The organism is Vibrio sp. 10N.222.52.B7 (assembly GCF_041474275.1).
In the GTDB taxonomy this organism is placed as follows: domain Bacteria; phylum Pseudomonadota; class Gammaproteobacteria; order Enterobacterales; family Vibrionaceae; genus Vibrio; species Vibrio crassostreae_C.
This window is the reverse complement of record NZ_JBFRTU010000075.1, coordinates 81,298-107,025: the sequence shown is the minus strand read 5'-3', so window position 1 is coordinate 107,025 and position 25,728 is coordinate 81,298. Positions and strand designations below refer to the sequence as shown.

Genomic DNA, 25,728 nt, shown 5'->3' with positions numbered 1-25,728 from the left:
GGTGAATACACCTTTACCTTACTTGAAGCGTTAGACCATGCGGATGGTTTAGATAATAACGATCTGAGCTTCGATCTACCTGTTTATGCGGTTGACACAGACGGCGATGATTCATTGGTTTCGCAACTGAATGTGACCATCGGTGATGATGTTCAAATCATGCAAGACGGTACGTTAGATATCACTGAGCCAAATCTGGCTGATGGTACGATCACAAGCAACACTATTGATGTGATGCCAAATCAGAGTGCGGATGGCGCGACGATCACTCAGTTCACTTATGACGGTCAACTACGAACACTTGATCCGAATGACACTGGTGAACAGCTGTTCAGCTTCACTGAAGGTGAGCTTTATATCACCCTTGAAGGGGAAGTGCGCTTTGAACCTAATCGCGATCTAGACCACTCAGTTAGTGAAGATATCGTGAAGTCGATTGTCGTGACTTCAAGCGATTTTGATAACGACCCGGTGACTTCAACCATTACGCTGACCATTACTGATGGTGACAATCCGACTATTGATGCGGTGCCGAGCGTATCACTTAAAGAAGCGGATCTCGCTGATGGCTCATTGCCAAGTGGTAGTGCGGTTAGCCAAACGGAAACCATCTCATTCACGAATCAAAGCGATGATGTTGAGAAATTCCGTTTAGAGCCTAGTGAGTTTAATAGTGATGACTCATTGAAATCCGATGGCCTGCCAATTGATCTGAAAGAAGATCCTGCAGGCTCAGGTAACTATGTTGGTTTTACAACTAGTGCCTCTAATGTAGAAACACAGATTTTCACATTAAGCTTTAGCGCTGCGACTCTGGGGCAATATACTTTTACGCTGTTGGAGAATATCGACCACGAGGATGGTCGTGGCAATAACGACTTCACGTTCGAACTACCAGTTTACGCGGTTGATACCGACGGTGATGACTCGTTAATGTCACCGCTATCGGTAACGATTACTGATGATGTTCAAGTGATGGTGAGTGGTTCGCTTAGTATCGAAGAGCCTACTGTTGCCGACTTGTCTGCAGGTACGCCAGCGACATCCGTTTTCGATGTATTAACATCCGCAAGTGCCGATGGCGCGAGTGTGACTCAATTTACCTATGACGGCACCGCTTACTCTCTAGACCCGAATGATGCGACCGAGCAAGAGTTTACCTTCACCGAAGGCTCACTGTTTATTACGACTCAAGGGGAAGTGCGCTTTGAGCCGAACCGAGATTTAGACCACTCAGCAGGCGATATTGTTAAAAATATCGTTGTGACATCAAGCGATGGCGATGATGACGTTCTTACCTCGACAGTGACGCTTACGATTACGGACGGCGATGTCCCAACCATAGATGTCATTCCACCAATTTCACTATCTGAAACGAATCTAGCCGATGGCTCTGATCCGTCGAATTCTGCGGTCAGTGACACCAAAGTCATTCAGTTTACTCATGAAAGTGACGATATTGAGTCGTTCCGTATCGAGCCAACAGAGTTCAATACTCTAGGTACGTTAACGTCAAACAACTTGGCGGTTCAGCTAAAAGAAGATCCTAACAGTGCTGGCGATTACATCGGTTTTGTTAAAGACGCGTCGGATGTTGAAACCAACGTCTTTACCGTTACCTTCTCTGGTACAAATCTAGGTCAATACACATTTACGTTACTTGAAGCGCTTGACCACGAAGATGGTCTGGTGAATAACAGTTTGAGCTTTGACCTGCCTGTTTATGCAGTAGACAGCGATGGTGATGATTCACTGGTGTCTCAACTGAATGTGACCATCGGTGATGATGTTCAAATCATGCAAGATGGTACGTTAGATATTATCGAGCCAAATCTGGCTGATGGAACAATCACAACTAGCACCATTGATGTGATGCCAAATCAGAGTGCCGATGGCGCGACTATCACCCAGTTTACGTATGACGGTCAAGTTCGCACTCTGGATCAAACTGACAATGGTGAGCAGCAATTTAGCTTCACTGAAGGTGAGTTGTTCATCACGCTTGAAGGTGACGTGCGCTTCGAACCTAATCGTAATTTGGACCACACGGCTAGCGAGGACATCGTGAAGTCGATTGTGGTGACCTCAAGCGATTTAGACAACGATGTACTGACTTCCACAGTGATGCTGACGATTACTGATGGCGATATCCCAACGATTGATGCGGTACCAAGTGTTACGCTTTCGGAATCTAATTTAGCCAATGGCTCTGCGCCAAGCGGAAGTACAGTAAGTCAAACTGAGACGATTACTTTCACCAACCAAAGTGATGATGTGGCGAGTTTCCGTATTGAACCTACTGAATTCAATGTCGGCGGTGCACTGAAATCGAATGGTTTTGCGGTTGAGATAAAAGAAGACTCTGCTAATCCAGGTACTTACATCGGCTTTATTACCAATGGTTCGGGCACTGAAGTTCCAGTGTTCACGATTGCTTTCTCTACGAGTACGTTGGGTGAATACACCTTTACTCTGCTTGAAGCGTTAGACCATGCGGATGGTTTAGATAAGAACGATCTGAGTTTTGATCTGCCTGTTTATGCGGTTGATACGGACGGCGACGATTCACTGGTGTCTCAGCTGAATGTGACCATCGGTGATGATGTTCAAATCATGCAAGATGGTACGTTAGATATCATCGAGCCAAATCTTGCAGACGGCACAATCACAACCAACACCATTGATGTGATGCCAAACCAAAGTGCTGATGGTGCGACGATCACTCAGTTTACTTATGACGGTCAGCTAAGAACGCTTGATCAAAATGACACTGGCGAACAGCAGTTCAGCTTCACAGAAGGTGAGTTGTTTATCACCCTTGAAGGTGAAGTGCGCTTTGAACCTAATCGCGATTTAGACCACTCAGTTAGTGAAGATATCGTGAAGTCGATTGTCGTGACTTCAAGCGACTTCGATAACGATCCGGTAACTTCAACCATTACGCTGACCATTACTGATGGTGACAATCCTACGATCGACGTCATTCCAAGCGTTACCCTTTCTGAAACTAACCTGAGTGATGGCTCTGCTCCAAGTGGCAGCACGGTAAGCTCGACTCAAACCATTACTTTTACCAATCAAAGTGATGATGTGGTTCGTTTCCGTATTGAGCCAACGGAGTTCAATACTAACGACGATCTTAAATCGAATGGTTTAGCCGTTGAGCTACGTGAAGAACCGGCAGGGTCGGGTGACTACATTGGTTTTACGACGAGTACCACAAACGTAGAAACTACAGTATTCACATTAAGCTTTAATTCTGGGTCATTAGGTGAATACACGTTCACGCTCATCGAAGCGTTGGACCACCAAGATGCCCGTGGCAACAATGACCTCAGCTTTGATTTACCTGTTTACGCGGTAGACAGTGATGGCGATGATTCACTGATGTCTCCGTTAAACGTCACCATCGGCGATGATGTTCAAATCATGCAAGACGGTACGTTAGATATCGTCGAGCCAACCGTCGCAGATTTGGCCGCTGGCACAGTGACAACTAACACCATTGATGTGATGCCAAGTCAAAGTGCTGATGGCGCAACGGTGACGCAATTCACTTATGATGGCCAACTTCGAACGCTTGACCAAAATGATAACGGCGAGCAGCAGTTTAGCTTCACAGAAGGTGAACTGTTCATCACGCTTCAAGGTGAAGTGCGCTTTGAGCCTAATCGTAATCTAGACCACACGCTGAACGAAGACATCGTGAAATCGATTGTGGTGACGTCTAGTGACTCGGATAACGATGTGCTGGCTTCAACGGTAACGCTAACCATTACTGATGGCGATATCCCAACGATTGACACGGTGCCAAGCGTTACTCTGTCAGAAACGAATCTGAGCGACGGATCTGCTCCGAATGCAAGTGCGGTAAGTTCAGCTCAAACCATTACCTTTACTAACCAAAGTGATGACGTGATGAGTTTCCGTATTGAACCGACTGAGTTTAATGTTGGTGGTGCTCTGAAATCGAACGGATTGGCTGTCGAACTGAAAGCTGACCCAACTACACCGGGTGGCTACATCGGTTTTGTGACTGATGGTTCGAACGTTGAAACTAACGTGTTCACGATTAGCTTCTCGGATACCAATTTAGGCCAGTACACTTTCACTTTACTTGAAGCATTAGACCATGCGGATGGCCTTGCAAATAACGATCTGAGCTTTGATCTGCCAGTCTACGCCGTCGACAGTGATGGCGATGATTCATTGGTTTCTCAATTGAGTGTAACCATCGGTGATGATGTCCAAATCATGCAGGATAGTACGTTAGATATCACGGAGCCAAATCTTGCAGACGGCACAATTACAACCAATACCATCGATGTGATGCCAGAGCAAAGCGCCGATGGTGCGACGATCACTCAGTTCACTTATGACGGTCAAGTTCGAACACTGGATCAAACGGACACAGGTGAGCAGCAATTTAGCTTCACAGAAGGAGAGTTGTTCATCACGCTTGAAGGTGAAGTTCGCTTCGAACCTAATCGTAATTTGGACCACACGGCTAGCGAGGACATCGTGAAGTCGATTGTGGTGACTTCAAGTGACTTCGATAACGATCCCGTGACAGCAACGGTTACGCTGACGATTACCGATGGTGATATCCCAACCATCGATGCCGTGCCAAGCGTTACTCTATCTGAAACTAACCTTAGCGATGGCTCTAGCCCGAGCGGTAGCGCAGTAAGTCAAACCGAGACGATTACTTTCACTAACCAAAGTGATGATGTGACGAGTTTCCGCATTGAACCAACTGAGTTTAATGTCGGTGGTGTACTGAAATCGAATGGGTTTGCGGTCGAGATAAAAGAAGATTCTGCTAATCCGGGCACTTACATAGGCTTTATTACCAACGGTTCGAGCGCTGAAGTCCCCGTGTTTACCATTAGCTTCTCTTCAACCACGTTAGGAGAATACACTTTCACTCTACTTGAAGCGCTAGACCATGTTGCTGGCCTAGCGAACAATGATCTGAGCTTTGATCTGCCTGTTTATGCGGTAGACAGTGATGGTGATGATTCACTGGTATCGCAGCTTAATGTAACGATTGATGATGATGTTCAAATCATGCAAGGTGGTGCGCTCAATATTACCGAGCCGACCGTCGCTGATTTAGCGGCTGGTACACCGACCACGGCTACTTTTGATGTCATGCCAAACCAAAGTGCTGACGGCGCGACCATCACTCAGTTCACTTATGATGGCGTCGTAAACACCCTCGATCAAAATATTGCAGGCGAACAGCAGTTTATCTTCGCAGAAGGCAAACTGTACATTACCCTCGAAGGTGAAGTTCGCTTTGAGCCTAATCGAGATCTTGACCATACGGCCGGCGATATTGTTAAGTCGATAGTGGTGACCTCAAGCGATTTCGACAAAGACTCAGTCACGTCAACCGTTACGTTAACGATCACCGATGGTGATATTCCAACCATTGATGTTATTCCAACGGTTAGCTTATCTGAAACGAACCTGACGGATGGTTCAGCCCCAAGTGGCAGTGCGGTAAGTCAAACCGAAACCATCACCTTCACTAATCAAAGTGATGATGTGGTCCGCTTCCGCCTTGAACCAACAGAGTTCAATACCAATGATGCACTCACATCGAATGGTTTAGCTGTTGAATTACGTGAAGATCCGCAAGGGTCGGGCAACTACATCGGATTTACAACCAGCTCGTCGAATGCGGTAACCACAGTATTTACGTTGAGTTTTTCTGGGACAACCTTAGGTGAATACACCTTTACCTTAATCGAAGCCTTGGATCATCAAGATGCACGTGGCAACAACGACCTGAGTTTTGATCTGCCTGTGTATGCGGTGGATAGTGACGGCGACGATTCGTTAGTCTCTCAGCTTGGCGTGACTATTGGTGATGATGTGCAGTTGATGCAAGGCGGCACAATAACCAGTCGTGAGCCTGCTGGAGTCGTCGAAACATCGAATACTCTGGACGTGATGCCAAATCAGAGCGCAGATGGAGCAAAAATCACTTCATTTGTGTTTGATGGAAACAGTGCAGAAAGCCTTGATCTCAATGTGAATGGCGAGCAAGAGTTTGTGTTCACTGAAGGTTCTGTATTTATTACCACAGAAGGTGAGATACGATTCGAGCCTGTGCGAAATCAAGATCACACGAGTGGTGATATTACTAAGACGATTGTTGTTACATCTACTGACCTTGATGGTGATATCGTCTCATCTACCGTGACATTGAAGATTACCGATGGTGATCTTCCAACGATCGATTTGGTCCCTGGAATTACGCTCTCAGAAGTGGATCTCGCTGATGGTTCTTCGCCAACCGGCAATCCAGTGGCGATGACTCAAGTTATTGCCTACTCAGAAGGTAGTGACGATGTTAGTTATTTCAGAATTGACCCTGCTCAGTTCAATACTTCGGGGGCTTTGAAGTCGAATGGATTAGAGGTTGAGATTAAAGAGCAGCCAGCGAATTCTGGTAATTACATTGGCTTCGTCAAGGACGGTTCTAACGTCGAAACCAACGTCTTCACGATCAGTTTCTCGACAACCAATCTAGGGCAATATACGTTCACACTGCTTGAAGCGTTAGACCATACAGATGGATTACAAAACAATACTCTAAGTTTCGATGTCCCTGTTTTAGCGGTTGATACCGATGGTGATGATTCTGCAATGTCGCCAATGACCGTGTTGATCACCGATGATGTACAAGGCGTTCAAGATGGGGAGTTAAGTATCACTGAGCCTTCACTTGCTGATATAGCAGCAGGTACGCCAACCACGCCAACAATCGACGTTATGCCGACACAGAGTGCTGATGGCGCGAAAGTGACTCAGTTTATCTACGATGGTGGCACGGCTGTTACGTTAGACCCAACTGTGTCTACAGAACAAGTTTTTACCGTAACCGATGGCTTACTGTACATCACGATTGAAGGTGAGGTGCGCTTTGAACCAAGTAGAAATCTAGACCATTCATCTGGCGATATCGTGAGAACGATAGTCGTGACGACCAGTGATTTTGATAACGATACCGATACCGCGGATGTCACGTTGACGATCAAAGACGGAATTGATCCGGTTATCGATGTAGTGCCAGATATTAACCTATCGGAAGTTGGTCTTGCTGATGGCTCTATGCCGAGTGGTTCAGCGGTTAGCTCGACACAAACGATCACTTATACCGTGGGTAGTGATGATTTAAGCCACTTTAGAATTGCAACCAACGAGTTCAATCCTGGCGACCTACTCAAATCAAATGGTCTTGTTGTTCAGTTAAAAGAAGATCCTGCTTCACCTGGCGACTACATCGGGTTTACTGATGACGGGGCCGGTAACGTAACTAATGTATTCACCATTGATTTTGATAGCGTTAATAAAGGGCAGTTCACCTTCACTTTGATTGAGGCGTTAGATCACCTTGATGGTGATCTTAATAACAGCCTCAACTTCAACCTGCCTGTTTACGCCGTTGATACCGATGGTGATGATTCGGTTAAACGCGATGTCATGGTAACGATACAAGATGACATTCAACAGATGCAAGATGGCACGTTAAGCATCACAGAGCCAAATACTGGCACACCAACCACTGCTACTGTTGATGTAATGCCTACACCAAGTGCTGATGGGGCGACCATTACTCAGTTTACTTTTGGTGGTGGTTCAGCGATCACCTTGGATCAAACTAACAATGGCGAGCAAGAGTTTACCTTCGCTGAAGGCTCACTGTTTGTCACGCTAAGCGGTGATGTAAGGTTCGAACCAAACCGAAATCTAGATCATTCTGCGGGCGACATTGTTAAGTCGATTGTGTTTACGTCTTCTGACTTTGATAAAGATACCTTTTCATCAACAGTCACGCTTACGATTGTTGATGGCGATGGACCAACAATCAACGTTGTGCCAAGTGTCAGCTTGTCGGAAAGCTTACTTGCGGATGGTTCGACACCTAGCGGAACGCCTGTCAGTGTGACTCAGACTATCACCTCGCTAGCGAGCAGTGATGACATTGGAAAAATAGTCGTTGAAGCTGGGCTGTTCAATACCAACGGCGTGTTGAAGTCTGATGGCCTTGAATTGAGTTTACGTGAGGAGCCTGCGGGTTCTGGCGACTACATTGCGTTTACGACGGATGGTTCGGGTGGTGAGAAAATCATATTCACCCTAGATTTTGATGATACTAATCCTAGCCAGTATACCTTTACGCTGCTTGAGCGTTTGGATCACGTTGATGGCTTAGGAAGCAACGATCTGAGTTTTGATCTTTCTGTTTACGCGCAAGACACCGATGGCGATATTTCAGCGTCTAAACCGCTTTCAGTAACCATCACCGATGATGTCCAGTTAATGAAGTCTGGTGCGCTTAGCATCACTGAACCAAGCACGGGCACACCTACCACAACGACATTTGATGTGATGCCTGCGCAAAGTGCTGATGGCGCTACCATAACCAAATTTACTTATGGTAGTCAGCCTGAAGAGTCTCTGGTGCAAACCAACACTGGTGAGCAAGAGTTTGTATTTACGGAAGGTTCGTTGTTTATCACGCTTGAAGGTGATGTGCGCTTTGAGCCTAATCGAAACCTGAATCATTCTGGTGGTGATATCGTTAAGACGATTACCGTGACATCAGAAGATAAAGACGGTGATATTGTTACTTCGACCGTGACATTGACGATTTCAGATGGCGCGCCACCAACTATCAATACTTTACCAACCATCGCTTTAGCTGAAGCCAATTTGGTTGATGGCTCTTCACCGGGCTTACCTGTGAGCCAAACTGAAACCATTATTTTCACAGCAGGAAGTGATGATGTGAGCCACTTCCGTATTGATTCGGCTCAATTCAACACATCAGGCGATCTGAAAGCTGATGGCTTGGTGGTTCAGTTAAAAGAAGATCCTCTGAACAGCGATAATTATATTGGTTATGTTGAAAGCGGCGGTGTCCAAACGGATATTTTCACTATCACTTTTGATAGCTCGGTGCTTGGCCGATATACCTTCATATTGTTAGAAGAGTTAGATCATCTGCCGGTACAAGGTAATAACAACCAAATCTTCACCTTGCCAGTGATCGCAGTCGACAAAGACGACACTGATTCAGCGATGAAACCTCTTACGGTGACCATTACCGATGATGTTCCAACCATCACTGATACTACTGTCGCCAGTACGTTTGTGGTTGATGAAGATGATTTAGGAGCTGTTGTGACTCAGGCTACAGGCTCGTTTGTGACCATAGAAGGTGCAGATAAAGTTGAGGCTTATGAGCTACGTAATATATCTGACCTAGAAGATGATCTGACATCAGGTAACGAAGCGATTTCGATCACAGAGGTCACCGGGGCTGCGAACACAACCACCTATCAAGGAACCACCACAAGTGGAACACCGATTTTTACTCTTGCTTTGGGTAACGATGGGTCATACACCTTTACCTTGCTTGGTCCTCTAGACCATGAGCCTAGCTCAGAGGCGAGAAATAAGCTGCCTATCTTCTTTGATGTAGTGGCTGTTGATAGTGATGGCGATGATTCCAACCAGTATCAATTACCAATTCAAGTCATTGATGATGTTCCGGAAATGACGCCGCCGACGGGCGAAACGGTTGTCGATGAAGACGATCTTACAGGCATAGGTTCGGATCAATCTGAAGATACCGTTATTAATGGCCTGTTCACTGTCGATGAAGGCGCGGATGGTGTTGTGAAGTATGAACTGGTTGATGAAGATTTGGTTCTGACTGGCTTAACCTCCAACGGAGAAAGTTTAGAGTGGCTTGCTGTTTCACAAAGCGGCACAACATTTACTTACGTTGCTCAAACTGCAACGAGTAATGAAGCTGTGTTTGAGATTATTTTCGATACCTCGGATAACAGCTATCAGTTTGAATTGTTTAAACCACTTAAGCACCCTGATGGCGCGAATGAAAACGCAATTGACCTTAACTTTTCTGTTGTTGCAGAAGATTTTGATCAAGACCAATCAAACGCGATCGATTTGAAAATCACGGTGACTGATGATGTTCCATTGGTGACAACTCAATCGATCACACGAATTGAAGGCCAGGGCTATGGTAATTCCAAAGTTGACATGTTTGCTAATGCGACGGATGTCGGCGCGGATGGCGCGGTACTGAGTCGAATTGAGGGCATTACCAGTAATGGTGCAGATATTGTTTTCCGTACAGGAAACAGCGGGCCGTACAGCAGCAGTTTCGATTTAAATAGCGGTAGTCAACAAGTACGAGTGTACGAACAAACCGACGATGGTAGTGGTGGCGTGGACACCCGTGAGCTAGGGCGTTTGCGTATCAACTCAAATGGCGAGGTTGAATTTAGAGCTAACGGCTATCTCGATCATGACGGCCTAGACACCATCGATTTTTCGATTAATGTGATTGCGACGGATGGCGATTTAGATACCTCTGAAACACCGTTAGATATAACGATTACTGATAGGGACTCTACAAGAATCGCTCTGAAAGTGACGACCTTCGAGGATGCGGGTAGAGACTCAACCATACCTTATGCAACAGGTGATGAGCCGGCTCTTGAGAATATTCAAGATAACCAAAATGGTTTGCCTAATGCGCCAGCTCAAGTTGCGCTGCAAGTTAGTCTGTATGACCAAGATAACGCTGAATCTATTGGCCAGTTGACGATTAAAAGCCCGAACGGAGGTGATAGTCATCAAGGTACTTTTTATTACTTTGATGGTGCTGACTACATTGAATTAGTGCCTGAGTCAAATGGGAGCATTATATTTGGTCCTCCTCAACTCGAACAAAGCTTTGCTCCAAATCCGAATGAGCCAAGACAAACTATTGCGACGATAGACAACTTGTTCTTTGTTCCGGACCAACACGCTAGTTCGGATGAAACTGGTGGGCGCGTTCGTTATGAGCTAGAAATTGAGAAAAATGGCAATACGGATCACACCGTTAACTCAAACTTCAGAATCGAGATTGAAGCGGTAGCGGATATTGCAACGTGGGATGACGCCAACAGTACTTATCAGTATCAAGTGAATGAAGATGAAGACAATGTTACGTTGCAGCTGAATGCTGAATCGCAAGATAACAGCAATACTGAGACGATTACCTATGAACTTGAAGCGATTCAGGGTGATGGGAAGTTTGAGTTACTTGATCAAAATGGCAATGTGTTAACGCCTGTTAATGGTGTTTATATCATCGCATCTGCTGATATTAATAGCACAGTCGTTAACCCAATCGACAACTTCTCTGGACAAATTGAGTTCAAAGCGACGGCAATTACGGAAGAGACGCTTAACCCATACGATGATTCAGCGAACGGCGGGTTAGACAAAACGACCGCTCGCTCTGTTGAGCAAAACATTATCATTGATGTGACTGCCGATGCGGACCCTGGGTCGTTCAGTGTTAACCGGATTCGTATTAACGAAGACAATATTGATGACCCAGACTACCTAGGTCCTCTGGACAACAAAGATGCCTTCACGCTAGACGAAGTCATCACAATGAACGGCTCAGTGGACACTGATGGTTCAGAAGAGCTATTTGTTCGTATCAGTAATATTACCGAAGGGGCGGTGCTTTATTTCCTTGGAACTACGACCCCAGTTCCTACAATCACTATTAACGGTATTGATTATCAGGAAGTGGCGTATTCCGATCTCGCCAACGTAGAGATTGTTCCGACTAAACACAGCAATGTCGATTTTACTTTTGATGTAACCGGTGTGGTTAAAGACACTGCGAACCTCTCTACTGGTGCACAAGTTGATGAAGAAATCCTAGGAACTAAAACGGTTAACGTTGAGGTTAAAGGGGTTGCAGATATTCCTTATGGCGGTACAAACGGTACGGCTTGGACAGCAATCACCGATGGCACAACACCTGGTGTTCAAACCACGATCCAAGAGAGCCAGAATGGAGACAGCTACGCCGAGCTTGATTTCACCGTGTTGTCGGGAGAGAGAAGACCTGATCCTGCAGCAGTAGATCAAACCCCATTACCTGACGATGGTTCAGAATCCATAACCGTTATCCTCTCGGGTATTCCTGATGGCGTTATTCTGGAAGACGGTGACGGTACCATTATTGACCTTAACTTTGTCGGTTACGAAACCGGTCCGGGTGGTAGCCCCGATCTTTCTAAACCTATCTACGAAGCGAACATCACTGACGCAGGTAAAACCTCAGGAATCCGCATCAGACCTGTCGATTCTTCAACAGAGAACATTCACATTCAGGGTAAAGTGATCGTGACTGAGAATGACGGTCATACGCTTACGTTTGACCAAGAAGTGCGAGTGTTAGTCGAACCTAGAATCGATACCTCAGCGACGTACAGCACAGTCACTAATGGCGATGAAGATACGGCGATCAGTATTGATTGGCACCCAGAGGGTACTGATTATATTGATGATGATGAGCATTTCACTTCTATTGTGATCAGTGCCATTCCGACAGATGTTGAAAGTGTTGTGGTTAATGGCGATGTAACTTGGGTTTACGATGCTTCAGCAGGCACTTTAACCATTACGCCGAAGAGTGGACAGACGGCAGAAGAGTTTACTCAAATTGCACTGAACAATAATTTTATTCAGATCACACCTGAACAAGACTCGAGCACCGACTTTACGCTTAATACGGTTGTCATGATCGAAGAGCGAGATCATGAGTATGTTGATGCGACTGATCCTGGTCAGGGCATCGCTACCGCGACAATCACGGGCTCGATTGATGTTATCGTACTTCCAGTCGTTGAGCCGAAAGACGCTAGCAACAAGCTTATCGTCGATGATGTGCTGGGTACTGGAGCACTAGCAACCGTAGTTGCTGATGCAAACACTGGCGTGCTTAAGTTCACAACCAACAGCGATAATACATCGGTTACGGATGAGTTCGTCATTCGATATCAAGAAACAGATGCTTCGTCCGCTATCGAAGAAGTTGACCAGTTAGTTATTGAATTAACAAACGTGGACGGTTCGGAGCTATCAGATGCTGTACTCAATCAACTGCTCGTTATTGGCGCTGCTTATGAAGGCAATGGGCGCTGGGTTGTAACGAATGAAGACATATTTAGCATAAGTGCACCGAACGGCCTTGTTCTTCCTTCAGGAAACAGCGGGGCTGGAGGGTTCAATGACATCAAGATGGACATCTTTAGTACGGTGATAGACCGAGGTGATGGTGCTGAGGTTGAGTCATCTACGGCCGCTCGTAGGGACGGAGAAGTCACTCTGTCATTTCCTCAAGTGGTGGTTGGGAGTAACAAGGTTGCTGCCGATATTGATATTACACCAAACAGTGTTGTTGATGCGATTGAGGACACCCAGTTAGATCTGGGGACGGCATTGAATGGTCTAATTACGTTCTCGGGCGAAGACGACTCAACTGATCAAGTGACCATCATTATTGATGACAGTGTGACCATTAATCCAGGAGCGGCGAACGAAGTCACCTTCCCAATTAGTTTATCGGGAAGCAGCGACCTCGACTTTGTTAACGGGAAATATGTATTCCAGACTACCGTCGATCAAGGGGTCTCGACCGACCTCTCTGGACTACTGCTTAACTTACCAGCCGACTACTCCGGCGACTTTAGGTTGCCGTTGACGATAGTAACTAAAGACGTATTGTCGGGGGATGAGAAAACTCTAGTGACAGAAGTAGTCATTAAAGTTGCTCCTGATGTTGAAGGTAACCCAGATATTGACGTTACTGTCGTTGGTTCGCTTGACGATTCGTTTAACCCTGTCGATACCGACGGTCAAGCAGGGCAAGATCCAGTCGGCTACGAAGATACCTATATCCAACTTGATTTCAGCTCGACCATTGATGACCAAGTAAGCGGAGTTGAAGGTGGTGACGAAAAATTCACCTCTATCACACTGACGTTAAATGACACGAGTGTTGGGGCTTTCTATACCAGCGCAGGGGTATCGCTTGGCACATCGGTGACCTTTAATGAAGCTGAGATTAATGCAGGCGCGTTGGATAATGTACTATTCCGACCGGCGTTAAATTACCCAACAGATAATGACGTAAATCAGGTGCAAGTGAATGTCAGCGGGACGATTACCGATACTGCTACATACAATGATGCAGCTTCGCCAACTGGCAGCGCGACTGATACCGATACTTTCTCAACCAATGTCAGTTTTGAAGTCGTTCCTGTGGTGGATGACGTGTCTGTCACTGGCCCGGGTAGCGATCCTGATGTTATCGAGATTACGGGTACTGAGGACCAGCTGATTTCTTTGTCGGGCACAGGGCCTGTATCGATTGCACTGACTGACCTTGATGGCTCAGAACAGTTTGTGTCGATTAAGTTTACAGATGTACCTGATGGCTTCCAGATGCGTGCAGATGCTGGTTCGGCATACACGGTGAAGAATAATGGTGGTGGTGAGTGGAGTGTTCAACTACCTCAAGCATCAGGGTTATCGTTCGACTTGAGTGAGATTTCGATTTTACCGCCTAAGGACTTCAGTGGTACGGCTGAATTTGGTGTTGCCGTATTTACTCAAGAATCTTTGTTGGGTGTGCCTACTGCAGCATCAAATCTGCCAAGCTTTAAGCTGCATGTGGTACCTGTGGGTGATGATGTTGATACTAATCCAACAGATTCTGTGACAGGTAACGAAGGTCAAAACATTGATATCGAAATCAATGCGACAATTTTGGATAAAGAGCTATCTGCAACGGGCAGCGGCACTTATACCGAGAATGCGCCAGAGACACTTCGAGTCGAAGTTGCTGGTGTGCCTCAAGATGCCTCTATCTACTACCCAGACGGCACGACCTTGGCTAGTTACGATCCAGTTACGAAGATCTGGACACTGGATGTTGCTGCGCAGTCACTTGATAAGATCGTATTCAATTCTGGTGAACACAATAGCGATACGGGTAATGTATTAGGCATTAATGGCCCGCTGCAGATTACCGTTCGCTCTGTGGATACTGACGCTGATAACACCGAATATTTGGGGACGCCAACCAGCTTCGATGTTGATCTGGTGATTGATCCTATTAACGATCAACCGATCTTTGTGAACGTAACGAATATTGAAACATCGGAAGACATTAGTGTTGCTATCGACAACTTTAGTATCTACGACGTTGATGCTAACTTTGATAATCCAGACGCTCCGTATGTTCTTACGTTGCAAGTCGATCAAACACTTCCGGGAGCGCAAGGTGTGTTTGAGTTTACGAGCTCACCTGACGTGACGTTTGTATTGCAACCTGGTGGCTCATTGGTGATTACCGGTAAAGAAGCCGACATCAATACCGCATTGACTAATGGAGCCGTGACGTTCAAACCAGACCCAGACCAGAACTATCTCAACCAGAGTGGTTTAGTCACGATTAATGCAACACTCGATGACGGCGGTAATAATGGCTTGATTGACGCGGGTGATCCGAATACAGCACAGACCAACCAAACTACTTTCACCATTAAAGTAACGGAAGTGAATGACGCTCCTGTGGCAACTGATGTTGATTTAGGTTCGATTGCTGAAGATGGTCAAATAGTGATTGTGGAAGGAGACTTGATTTCAGTAAGTTCTGACATTGAAAACCATAACCTGACGGTTACGGGTGTAACCCTGACTCAAGGACAAGGCCAATTAACGCGCTTTGAAAACGCAGGTGGCGCCGATAACGCGGCGATTACCGGACCATTCTGGCTGTTCGTTGCAGATAATGATTTCAACGGTGATGTGAAATTCAACTATTCCATTATCGATGATGGCACAACCAATGGTGTGGATGATTTCTTGACCGATAGCGCTGAAATTAGCCTTGAAGTAACGGAAGTGAATGACGCTCCTGTAGCAACGGACATCGACTTAGGCAACATCCTTGAAGAAGGTCAGTTGATCATCAAAGAGGGCGATTTAATTGCTGCGACGAGCGATCCGGAAAACGACACGATTACCGTGACTAATCTGGCGCTCGATGAAGGCCAAGGTCAACTACAACGCTTCGAGAACGTAGGTGGTGCTGATGATGCTACGATCACTGGCCCATACTGGGTATTTACGGCAGCTGATGAATACAACGGCAACGTTAAGTTTACCTATACCGTAGAGGATGATGGTACAACCAACGGCGCTAATGACTTCCTAACGGATACAGCGGAGATCACCGCGATTGTCGATGGAGTGAACGATACACCGGTCGTTAATGGTGACAGTGTCACTACGGTTATTGACGAGGATGCTGGTCAACTGTTGAGTGGTATCAATGTCAGTGACCCTGATTATGTAGATACATTTTCTGATGATCTGATGACCGTCACGCTGACGGTGGATTACGGTACATTGAATGTATCACTTCCAGCAGTGACGACGGTTGTTGTTAACGGCAACAACACGGGTTCAGTCATCTTAGTGGGGACATTGAGTGACCTGAATGCGTTGATTGATACGCCAACCAGTCCAAATGGTGTTTTCCTTGATGCGAGCCTGTCTCCAACCAATAGCATTGGATTAGAAGTTGTTGCCAAAGACAGCGGCAACCCTTCAGGTATTGCGATAGAGACAGCACCTGTGGTTTACAACATCGCGGTGACGCCAGTGGCGAATGCACCAACCCTGTCTATCGATAGTGCGACTAACTACGTGAGAAACATTACTGCGAGCCAATCAGTGAGTGCGAGTGGTATTCCTTTGGTTGGAATTATCGCAGCCTTAACGGACATTACAGAAGAGCTAACGCTGCATATCAGTGATGTACCTGCTGGCGCTCAAATCACCAGTGCTGCGGGTTCTGTGACGGATCTTGGCGGTGGTGTTTGGGTAGCAACGGCAGATGCAATTGAAAGCTTGCAAGCGGTTGGGCTTTCTCAAACTCCAGGTAACTACACACTGAAAGTCGAGGCGGTTTCTGAAGAGACTGACAACAACGATACAGCAACCTCTGCATCGATTGACCTTAACTTGAACATTGTGTCTAACGCAGTTGATATTAACTTGGCTTCGGAAACCGATGATGTTCAGTTACTGGCTGGTGCTAATGCGACTGACTTAACGGGTGGTTCAGGGAATGATCGACTTGAAGGTGGCGCAGGTGACGATACGCTTGTTGGCGGTGACGGTAACGACACCCTGATTGGCGGCGGAGGCTCAGACATTCTGACTGGTGGTGATGGTATGGACTCGTTCGTATGGCTTAACATCGAAGATGGTGTTGAAGATACGATTACCGACTTTGATTTGTCGGAAGGGGACAGCATTGACTTGAGAGAAGTGTTGCCGGAGCTTAAAAATACATCTCCAGACATGACCGCGTTGCTACAACAAATAGACGCGAAAGTGGACGGGGATGATATTGAGCTTACGATCAACCCGGATGGCTTAGGTACTACGGAACAGGTGATTGTGGTTGAAGACCTTGCGCCACAGCTAACCTTAAGTAGCACCATGCCTTCGGACATTCTGGATGCATTGGTACAGCAGAATGTGATAACTCACGGTTAAAGCGAACCATTGAACCATAACGAAAGAGGCCAGCATTGCTGGCCTCTTTTTTGTTACGGTATAAATTGAAAAGAGTTACTTAAGGGAGTTGTGGATCAGGAACTCTTCTTCAACACCTTTCAATTTCATCTCATCCATAATGAAGTTCACCGTGTTCAACAAACGTTGTTCACCTTTAGGAATCAGGTAGCCGAACTGACTGTTGGTGAACGGGGTTTCGCAGCGGGCCGCTTCAAGACGTTCGTCAGTTACCTGATAGAACAGACCTTCAGGGGTTTCTGTCACCATCACATCAACTTTGCCTTCCGCTACTGCTTTTGGTACGTCGAGGTTGTTCTCGTAGCGTGTGAAGCTTGCGTTCTGCAAGTTCGCGTCGGCAAAGATCTCGTTAGTGCCGCCAATGTTCACGCCCACACGAACAGAAGAGTGGTTCACTTTCTCAATGCTGTCGTACTGTTCTGCGGTGCCTTTCGCAACCAAGAAACACTTACCAAAGGTCATGTAGCCTTGAGTTTGTTCCGCGTTTAACTGACGCTGCATTTTACGCGTAATGCCGCCCATCGCGATGTCGTACTTATCGTCGTCTAGGTCGGTCAGTAGATCTTTCCATGTGGTACGAACAATCTTCAATTCAACGCCTAATTGTTCCGCGATGTGCTGTGCAACATCGATATCGTAGCCAGAGTAGCTTTTACCATCGAAGTAAGAGAAAGGCTTGTAGTCACCTGTGGTGCCCACACGCAGAGTACCTGATTTTTGAATGTCTTCTAGCTGGTCAGCGTGTGCGACACCAGAAAGTGCCAGAGCAATGGAAGCAAGTAATAGTGATGTTTTTTTCATTGTAATTGTCTGTTGTGTTTGTGTTGTCATTCAAAGTAACAGAAACAATCAGAGAAAGAGATCAAACCATTGGAAAGGTTGGAAAAGAAGATGAAACGAGGGCAGGAGATAGGTATTTCTATGGTTTGTGAGCATTGATCGAGGTGCGTTTCATATTCCGTTTTGATAAACCGAAGACAAACAAAAAGCCCATGTTATCGAATAACATGGGCTTCATTTTGGTTTAACTTGTTAGCTGCTTATTTAGCTATTTAGCTGTTTAGCTATTTGGCAACTGACTCGTTGTTCATCTTAGCCGGAGCTTTAGATGCGTTAACCAATAGGATACCAACGGTTAGTACCATTGAACCACATAGTAGGAACAACAAGCGTCCTGTTGGTTCGTTTGGAATCAGAGCCATTGCTAGGATACCGAAACCTGCTGTGCTGATAAGCTTACCAAGCATTGAACGCTGTTTAGTATCTAGGTTTTGTTGCTCTTCACCTTCCGCTACAAGCGGCGTGTTCCAGTTAGTGAATAGTTGGTCAACTTCTTTCTCACGCTCTGGCGATAGGCCTTTGTAGAAGCGAGAAGTCATGATGAAGTAACCACCTGTGAACACTACGTGAGCAGCTAAGCTAAGACCTACTTTCAAGTCGCTCCATTCACGGCCTGTAAGCGCTGTTTCTAGACCAAATAGGTTCTCGATGTCTTCTGCTTGCAGAGAGATACCGAAGATGTAAGAAACAAAACCACCAACCACTAGAGTAGACCAACCAGCCCAGTCAGGTGTCTTACGAATCCACATACCTAGTAGTACTGGGATTAGCATTGGGAAGCCAATCAATGCACCTACGTTCATTACGATATCGAACAAGCTTAAGTGACGCAGAGAGTTAATGAATAGACCAATCGCGATGATGAAAATACCCATCATGATAGTCGTTAGCTTACTTACAATAACCAGCTCTTTCTGAGTCGCATTTTTACGAAGAATTGGGCTGTAGAAGTTCATTACAAAGATACCAGCGTTACGGTTCAAACCTGAATCCATAGAAGACATCGTTGCAGCGAACATTGCTGACATAAGAAGACCAACCATACCTGCTGGCATTACGTTTTGTACGAATGCTAGGTAAGCAGCATCACCGGCTTTGTCGCCCATTGATGTGTATTGCTCAGCGAACTCAGGCATGAATGCACTTACGTACCAAGGTGGTAGGAACCAAATTAGTGGACCAACAACCATAAGGATACATGCTAGGCCTGCCGCTTTACGTGCGTTTTCACTGTCTTTTGCACATAGGTAACGGTAAGCGTTGATGCTGTTGTTCATTACACCGAACTGCTTCACGAAGATGAATACAACCCAAAGGATGAAGATGCTCATGTAGTTTAGGTTGTTACCTAACATGAAGTCGCCATCGAAGTTAGCAACGATGTTAGTTAAGCCGCCACCGTGGAAGTAAGCTGCTACCGCACAAGTGATTGTCACGGCCATGATTACAAGCATTTGCATGAAGTCAGAAGCAACAACCGCCCAAGAGCCGCCGGTTACAGCCATCAATACTAGAACCATACCCGTTACCACAATGGTAGCTTCCATTGGGATGTTGAATACCGCTGCTACAAAGATAGCTAGACCGTTTAGCCAGATACCTGCAGAGATAAGGCTGTCAGGCATACCTGCCCATGTGAAGAACTGTTCAGACGTTTTACCAAAGCGCTGACGAATTGCTTCGATCGCCGTTACCACACGAAGTTGGCGGAACTTTGGAGCGAAGTACATATAGTTCATGAAGTAGCCAAAAGCATTGGCTAAGAATAGGATTACAATAACGAAACCGTCATTGAACGCGCGTCCTGCGGCACCTGTAAACGTCCATGCTGAAAACTGTGTCATGAAGGCAGTTGCACCAACCATCCACCACAACATTTTGCCGCCCCCTCTGAAGTAATCACTTGTAGAGGTGGTGAACTTACGGAACATCCAACCAATCGCGATTAAAAAGAAGAAGTAGGCGAGAACAACAAAAGTATCAATAGTCATCTTTTCAGCCTTTTAAATATCATAATTAACTGGGCTTAGATTAACGCGTCCTAAGTTTTATTTGTACTACAATATGTCTTTAGTATGATCTAGGTCGCATTGATTTTTCTAGTGCCAATGTGTGATCGCGTAAGTATTTGTTTTAATTGAATTTAAATGTGAGTGTATTTTGTTTGAGATCTAAAATAAACTGAGGGTTAAATGTTTATATGTATTACAATATAAACAAGGGCGCTTACTTTGCCGTATCTATAAGATTTTAATTATAACCGTAACAAATGTGCTACAAATCGATGTGTTGTGCGACGACATTCACGTTAATTTGGAACTCTATACTGAAAATTTTTGTATTGAGATTTCAAGTGTAGCTCATTGTTTTCACTTCGCTATTTTCTGTTTATCTGCGGCTATGAAGCCTTTCTATGCCATTTGTTTATTTTTTGTGCTTTAGAGGTGCGTGTTTGGAATTTTTGTCACTGAGTGGGCGTTAAACTGGACGGGCGGGACACATTTTGCGGCTCACTTTGTCTATTGTGGTCTTCAGTGCATGCCATGAGAGATGTTTGACGACGTATCGAAAAGGAACATTGCTGGGTAAGGGGCTGGATAGGCGATAGGAGGCACCAGTAACGCTTCGTTAGATGCGTGCTGAAGTCGATTGAAAGCTTACATTACTTGTTATTGCCTGTCTTAGTCGCGGAGCTGGACGAGCCCATAGAGAGAAAGGCGATAAGGTGTGGGGGAAACATAATGTTGATTGAGCGTGTTTTACGGTTAGTCAGCGCAATAAACGCCAGATAACAAAAAGCCCCACCGAGGTGAGGCTTCATCACTCAATCTAAAATAGATTAAGCGTTAACGTGATCAACTGCGTCACGAACCAGCTTGCCTAGTTCGTCCCACTTACCTTCGTCGATAAGGTTAGTTGGAACCATCCAAGTACCGCCACACGCAAGTACAGAAGGGATCGATAGGTATTCATCAACATTCTTCAAGCTTACGCCACCAGTAGGCATAAATTTAACAGGGTAAACCGCTGTTAGTGCTTTAAGCATACCAGTACCGCCAGAAGGTTCAGCAGGGAAGAACTTCAACGTGCGAAGGCCCATTTCCATTGCTTGTTCAACTAGGCTTGGGTTGTTAACACCCGGTACGATTGCAACGCCTTTATCGATACAGTATTGAACAGTGCGCGGGTTGAAACCTGGGCTTACGATGAAATCAACGCCAGCTTCGATAGATGCGTCAACTTGCTCGTTAGTCAGTACAGTACCTGAACCAATTAGCATGTCTGGGAATTCTTTACGCATGATGCGAATCGCTTCGATTGCACATTCTGTACGTAGCGTGATTTCTGCACATGGCATGCCGTTTTCAACAAGTGCTTTACCTAGAGGGATAGCGTCTTCAGCACGGTTGATAGCGATTACAGGAATTACTTTTAGGTTTGCTAGTTGTTCATTTAATGTAGTCATGAATTCTTTCTCACGTTAAATGTGGGCTTGCTTTCAACTAAGCAAACCCTTGATTAATAGTTAAAGTTCGTAATTATAGAGACAGATCAGGCGTCGCTTCTAGAGGAATGATAGCACCTGGATGCTGAATCACAGTCCCTGCCACAATGTGACCTGCTAACGCTGCATCACGTGCATTGCCACCGCTTAAGCGCTTAGCTAGGAAGCCCGCGCTGAACGAATCGCCAGCCGCTGTTGTATCAACAATGTTGTCTACTGGATTTGGAGCAACGTACTGTGCGCTTTGGCTCTCAACTACTAGGCAGTCTTTAGCACCACGTTTAATGATGATCTCTTTCACACCAGATTCAGACGTACGTGCAATACACTGTTCAATGCTTTCGTCGCCGTACAACTCTTGCTCGTCATCGAACGTCAGTAGAGCCGTGTCTGTGTACTTAAGCATCTTCAAGTACCAAGAAATCGCTTCTTGTTGGCTTTCCCAAAGTTTTGGACGGAAGTTATTATCGAAGAATACTTGGCCGCCTTGCGCTTTAAATTTGTCTAAGAAGTTGAATAGCTGCGTGCGTCCATTCTCTGTCAAGATAGCAAGCGTAATACCACTTAGGTAAACCGCATCAAAAGAGAATAACTTATCAAGTAGAGCAGGCGTGTCTTCCTGGTCAAACATGAACTTTGCTGCAGCATCATTACGCCAGTAGTGGAAACTGCGTTCACCAGTTTCATCGGTCTCGATGTAGTAAAGCCCTGGTTGTTTGTGATCAAGCTGAGCAATTAAGCTAGTGTCGATACCTTCCGCTTGCCACTTTTCTAACATGTCGGTACTGAATGGGTCAGTGCCTAGTGCTGTTACGTAGCTCGTGTTGATATCTTGCTCTTTTGTTAAGCGAGACAAGTAAAGTGCAGTATTTAGTGTATCGCCACCGAAACTTTGCTTAAGCCCGTCTTGTTTCTTTTGTAGCTCAACCATGCACTCGCCAATGACCGCGATGTTTAATGATTTCATATGCTTACCTTAGCAACTGAGGTTGCGCTGTTTATTATTTTAGGAAATCTTCACGCGCAGGGTTGAAGATATCAAGAAGGATGCTGTCTTGCTCTAGTGCAACTGCACCGTGCATCATGTGTTTACGAGCGAAGTAAGCATCGCCTTCTTTAAGGACTTTCTTTTCGCCTTCAATCTCAGCTTCGAAGCTGCCACGAACTACGTAACCGATTTGGTCATGGATTTCGTGAGTATGAGGGTGGCCAATCGCGCCCTTATCAAAACATAGGTGTACTGCCATTAGATCGTCAGTGTAAGCAACGATTTTACGCTTAATGCCGCCACCAAGTTCTTCCCATGGGTTTTCATCTAGGATAAAGAAAGAGTTCATTGTGTATCTCCTAATCTGTTTAAATCTTTTAAGTGTTACTTAACTTGCATCCATCATAAGGGAATGAGTTCAATTGTAATACAATATATCTAAATTTGTGTGATATTGATCAAGCGATACTTCATATAGCGTAAATAAATCAACAACTTAATAAATGGCTGATATTTACCATTAGTCAGCTACATCAATGACTTATGACTAATAGTGTGACTCTACTCATCATTTGGCGACGAATAGGTATAATTAAAGCTCATATTGTATTACTTTATATGGAGTTTGAAAATTTAATCAAAGTTTAAGCAGATAAACTCTTTATTGAGGGTGACAAAGAATATGACGACTAAACCAGTATTGTTGACTGAAGCAGAAATCGAGCAGCTTCATCTTGAAGTGGGCCGTTCTAGCTTAATGGGCAAAACCATTGCAGCGAACGCGAAAGATCTAGAAGCATTCATGCGTTTACCTATTGATGTCCCAGGTCATGGTGAGGCTGGTGGTTACGAACATAACCGCCATAAGCAAAATTACACGTACATGAATCTAGCTGGTCGCATGTTCTTGATCACTAAAGAGCAAAAGTACGCTGACTTTGTTACAGAATTACTAGAAGAGTACGCAGACAAATACCTAACGTTTGATTACCACGTACAGAAAAACACTAACCCTACAGGTCGTTTGTTCCACCAAATCCTGAACGAACACTGCTGGTTAATGTTCTCAAGCTTAGCTTACTCTTGTGTTGCTTCAACTCTGACACAAGAACAACGCGACAATATTGAGTCTCGCATTTTTGAACCAATGCTAGAAATGTTCACGGTTAAATACGCACACGACTTCGACCGAATTCACAATCACGGTATTTGGGCAGTAGCGGCTGTCGGTATTTGTGGTCTTGCTTTAGGTAAGCGTGAGTACCTTGAAATGTCAGTGTACGGCATTGATCGTAATGATACTGGCGGTTTCCTAGCGCAAGTTTCTCAGCTGTTTGCACCGTCTGGCTACTACATGGAAGGTCCTTACTACCACCGTTATGCGATTCGTCCAACGTGTGTGTTCGCTGAAGTGATTCACCGTCATATGCCTGAAGTGGATATCTACAACTACAAAGGCGGCGTGATTGGTAACACAGTACAAGCGATGCTGGCGACGGCTTACCCGAACGGTGAGTTCCCGGCTCTGAATGATGCTTCTCGTACTATGGGTATTACAGACATGGGTGTTCAGGTTGCAGTAAGTGTTTACAGCAAGCATTACTCTTCTGAAAACGGCGTAGACCAAAACATTCTTGGTATGGCGAAGATTCAAGACGCAGTTTGGATGCATCCATGTGGTCTTGAGCTATCTAAAGCCTACGAAGCAGCGTCTGCTGAGAAAGATATCGGCATGCCTTTCTGGCCAAGTGTTGAATTGAACGAAGGCCCTCAAGGTCACAACGGCGCGCAAGGCTTTATCCGTATGCAGGATAAGAAAGGCGACGTTTCTCAACTTGTTATGAACTACGGCCAACACGGCATGGGTCACGGTAACTTTGATACGCTGGGTATTTCTTTCTTCAACCGTGGTCAAGAAGTACTGCGTGAATACGGTTTCTGTCGTTGGGTGAACGTTGAGCCTAAATTCGGCGGCCGTTACCTAGACGAAAACAAATCTTACGCTCGTCAAACAATTGCACATAACGCAGTAACGATTGATGAAAAATGTCAGAACAACTTTGACGTTGAACGTGCAGATGCAGTACACGGCTTGCCACACTTCTTCAAAGTAGAAGACGAGCAAATCAATGGCATGAGCGCATTTGCTAACGATCATTACGAAGGTTTTGACATGCAACGCAGCGTGTTCATGCTAAACCTTGAAGAATTAGAATCTCCGCTACTATTAGATCTTTACCGTTTAGATTCTGAGAAAGGCGGTGAAGGTGAGCATCAGTACGACTACTCACACCAATATCAAGGTCAGATTGTTCGCACTAGCTTTGAATACCAAGCAAACAAAGAGCTGAACACGCTAGGTGAAGACTTCGGTTACCAACACCTATGGAACGTGGCAAGCGGTGAAGTGAAGGGCACAGCACTGGTAAGCTGGCTACAGAACAACACCTACTACACGTGGCTAGGTGCAACGTCTAACGACAATGCTGAAGTTATCTTTACTCGCACTGGCGCTAACGACCCAAGCTTCAACTTACGTTCTGAGCCTGCGTTCATTCTACGCAGCAAAGGTGAAACAACACTGTTTGCTTCTGTTGTTGAAACGCACGGTTACTTCAACGAAGAATTCGAGCAATCAGTTAATGCACGTGGTGTTGTGAAAGACATCAAAGTAGTGGCTCACACCAATATCGGTTCGGTAGTTGAGATCACCACAGAGAAATCAAACGTGACAGTGATGATCAGCAACCAACTTGGCGCGACTGACAGCACTGAACACAAAGTAGAGCTGAACGGCAAAGTATACAGCTGGACAGGCTTCTACTCAGTAGAAACAACTTTAAACCCAGAATTAGCAAGCAGAGCAGAGCAGGGGAAATAA

The 25,728-nt window shown here is 45.5% G+C and carries 7 protein-coding genes; 2 read left to right on the top strand and 5 right to left on the bottom strand.

The window, feature by feature from the left end; all coding sequences use genetic code 11:
• Nucleotides 1-17,475, top strand: a 17,475-nt coding sequence (locus AB4512_RS18365) for a cadherin-like domain-containing protein (RefSeq protein ID WP_372175310.1), incomplete at its 5' end; no start/stop codon positions are given.
• 75 nt (nucleotides 17,476-17,550) lie between these two features.
• Here the strand turns inward: AB4512_RS18365 and AB4512_RS18360 are convergent.
• The 5 genes from AB4512_RS18360 to AB4512_RS18340 form a co-directional block, all read right to left on the bottom strand.
• Nucleotides 17,551-18,315, bottom strand: a complete 765-nt coding sequence (locus AB4512_RS18360; RefSeq protein ID WP_017072457.1) for a transporter substrate-binding domain-containing protein — start codon at nucleotides 18,313-18,315, stop codon at nucleotides 17,551-17,553.
• A 263-nt stretch (nucleotides 18,316-18,578) separates the two neighbouring features.
• Entirely contained in the window at nucleotides 18,579-20,345 is a 1,767-nt protein-coding gene (locus AB4512_RS18355) for a sodium:solute symporter family protein (RefSeq protein ID WP_048607084.1), read from the bottom strand.
• An 848-nt stretch (nucleotides 20,346-21,193) separates the two neighbouring features.
• A complete protein-coding gene (locus tag AB4512_RS18350; protein WP_017069898.1) occupies nucleotides 21,194-21,820 on the bottom strand; it encodes a bifunctional 4-hydroxy-2-oxoglutarate aldolase/2-dehydro-3-deoxy-phosphogluconate aldolase in 627 nt (208 codons plus the stop codon).
• A gap of 73 nt (nucleotides 21,821-21,893) precedes the next feature.
• The gene (locus AB4512_RS18345; RefSeq protein ID WP_017061485.1) at nucleotides 21,894-22,826 is read right to left on the bottom strand and encodes a sugar kinase; all 933 of its coding nucleotides are present in this window, start codon (nucleotides 22,824-22,826) and stop codon (nucleotides 21,894-21,896) included.
• Nucleotides 22,827-22,860: 34 nt separating this feature from the next.
• Nucleotides 22,861-23,196 carry a cupin domain-containing protein gene (locus tag AB4512_RS18340; protein ID WP_009846518.1) on the bottom strand — a complete coding sequence of 112 codons (336 nt, stop codon included), beginning with the start codon at nucleotides 23,194-23,196 and terminating at the stop codon, nucleotides 22,861-22,863.
• A gap of 333 nt (nucleotides 23,197-23,529) precedes the next feature.
• Here AB4512_RS18340 and AB4512_RS18335 point away from each other — a divergent pair, with 333 nt between their 5' ends.
• Entirely contained in the window at nucleotides 23,530-25,728 is a 2,199-nt protein-coding gene (locus tag AB4512_RS18335) for a heparinase II/III family protein (RefSeq protein WP_017072459.1), read from the top strand.

Coding starts and splice junctions, on each gene's coding strand:
- AB4512_RS18360 (WP_017072457.1), bottom strand. CDS start 18,315: ATGAAAAAAACATCACTATTACTTGCTTCCATTGCTCTGGCACTTTCT.
- AB4512_RS18355 (WP_048607084.1), bottom strand. CDS start 20,345: ATGACTATTGATACTTTTGTTGTTCTCGCCTACTTCTTCTTTTTAATC.
- AB4512_RS18350 (WP_017069898.1), bottom strand. CDS start 21,820: ATGACTACATTAAATGAACAACTAGCAAACCTAAAAGTAATTCCTGTA.
- AB4512_RS18345 (WP_017061485.1), bottom strand. CDS start 22,826: ATGAAATCATTAAACATCGCGGTCATTGGCGAGTGCATGGTTGAGCTA.
- AB4512_RS18340 (WP_009846518.1), bottom strand. CDS start 23,196: ATGAACTCTTTCTTTATCCTAGATGAAAACCCATGGGAAGAACTTGGT.
- AB4512_RS18335 (WP_017072459.1), top strand. CDS start 23,530: ATGACGACTAAACCAGTATTGTTGACTGAAGCAGAAATCGAGCAGCTT.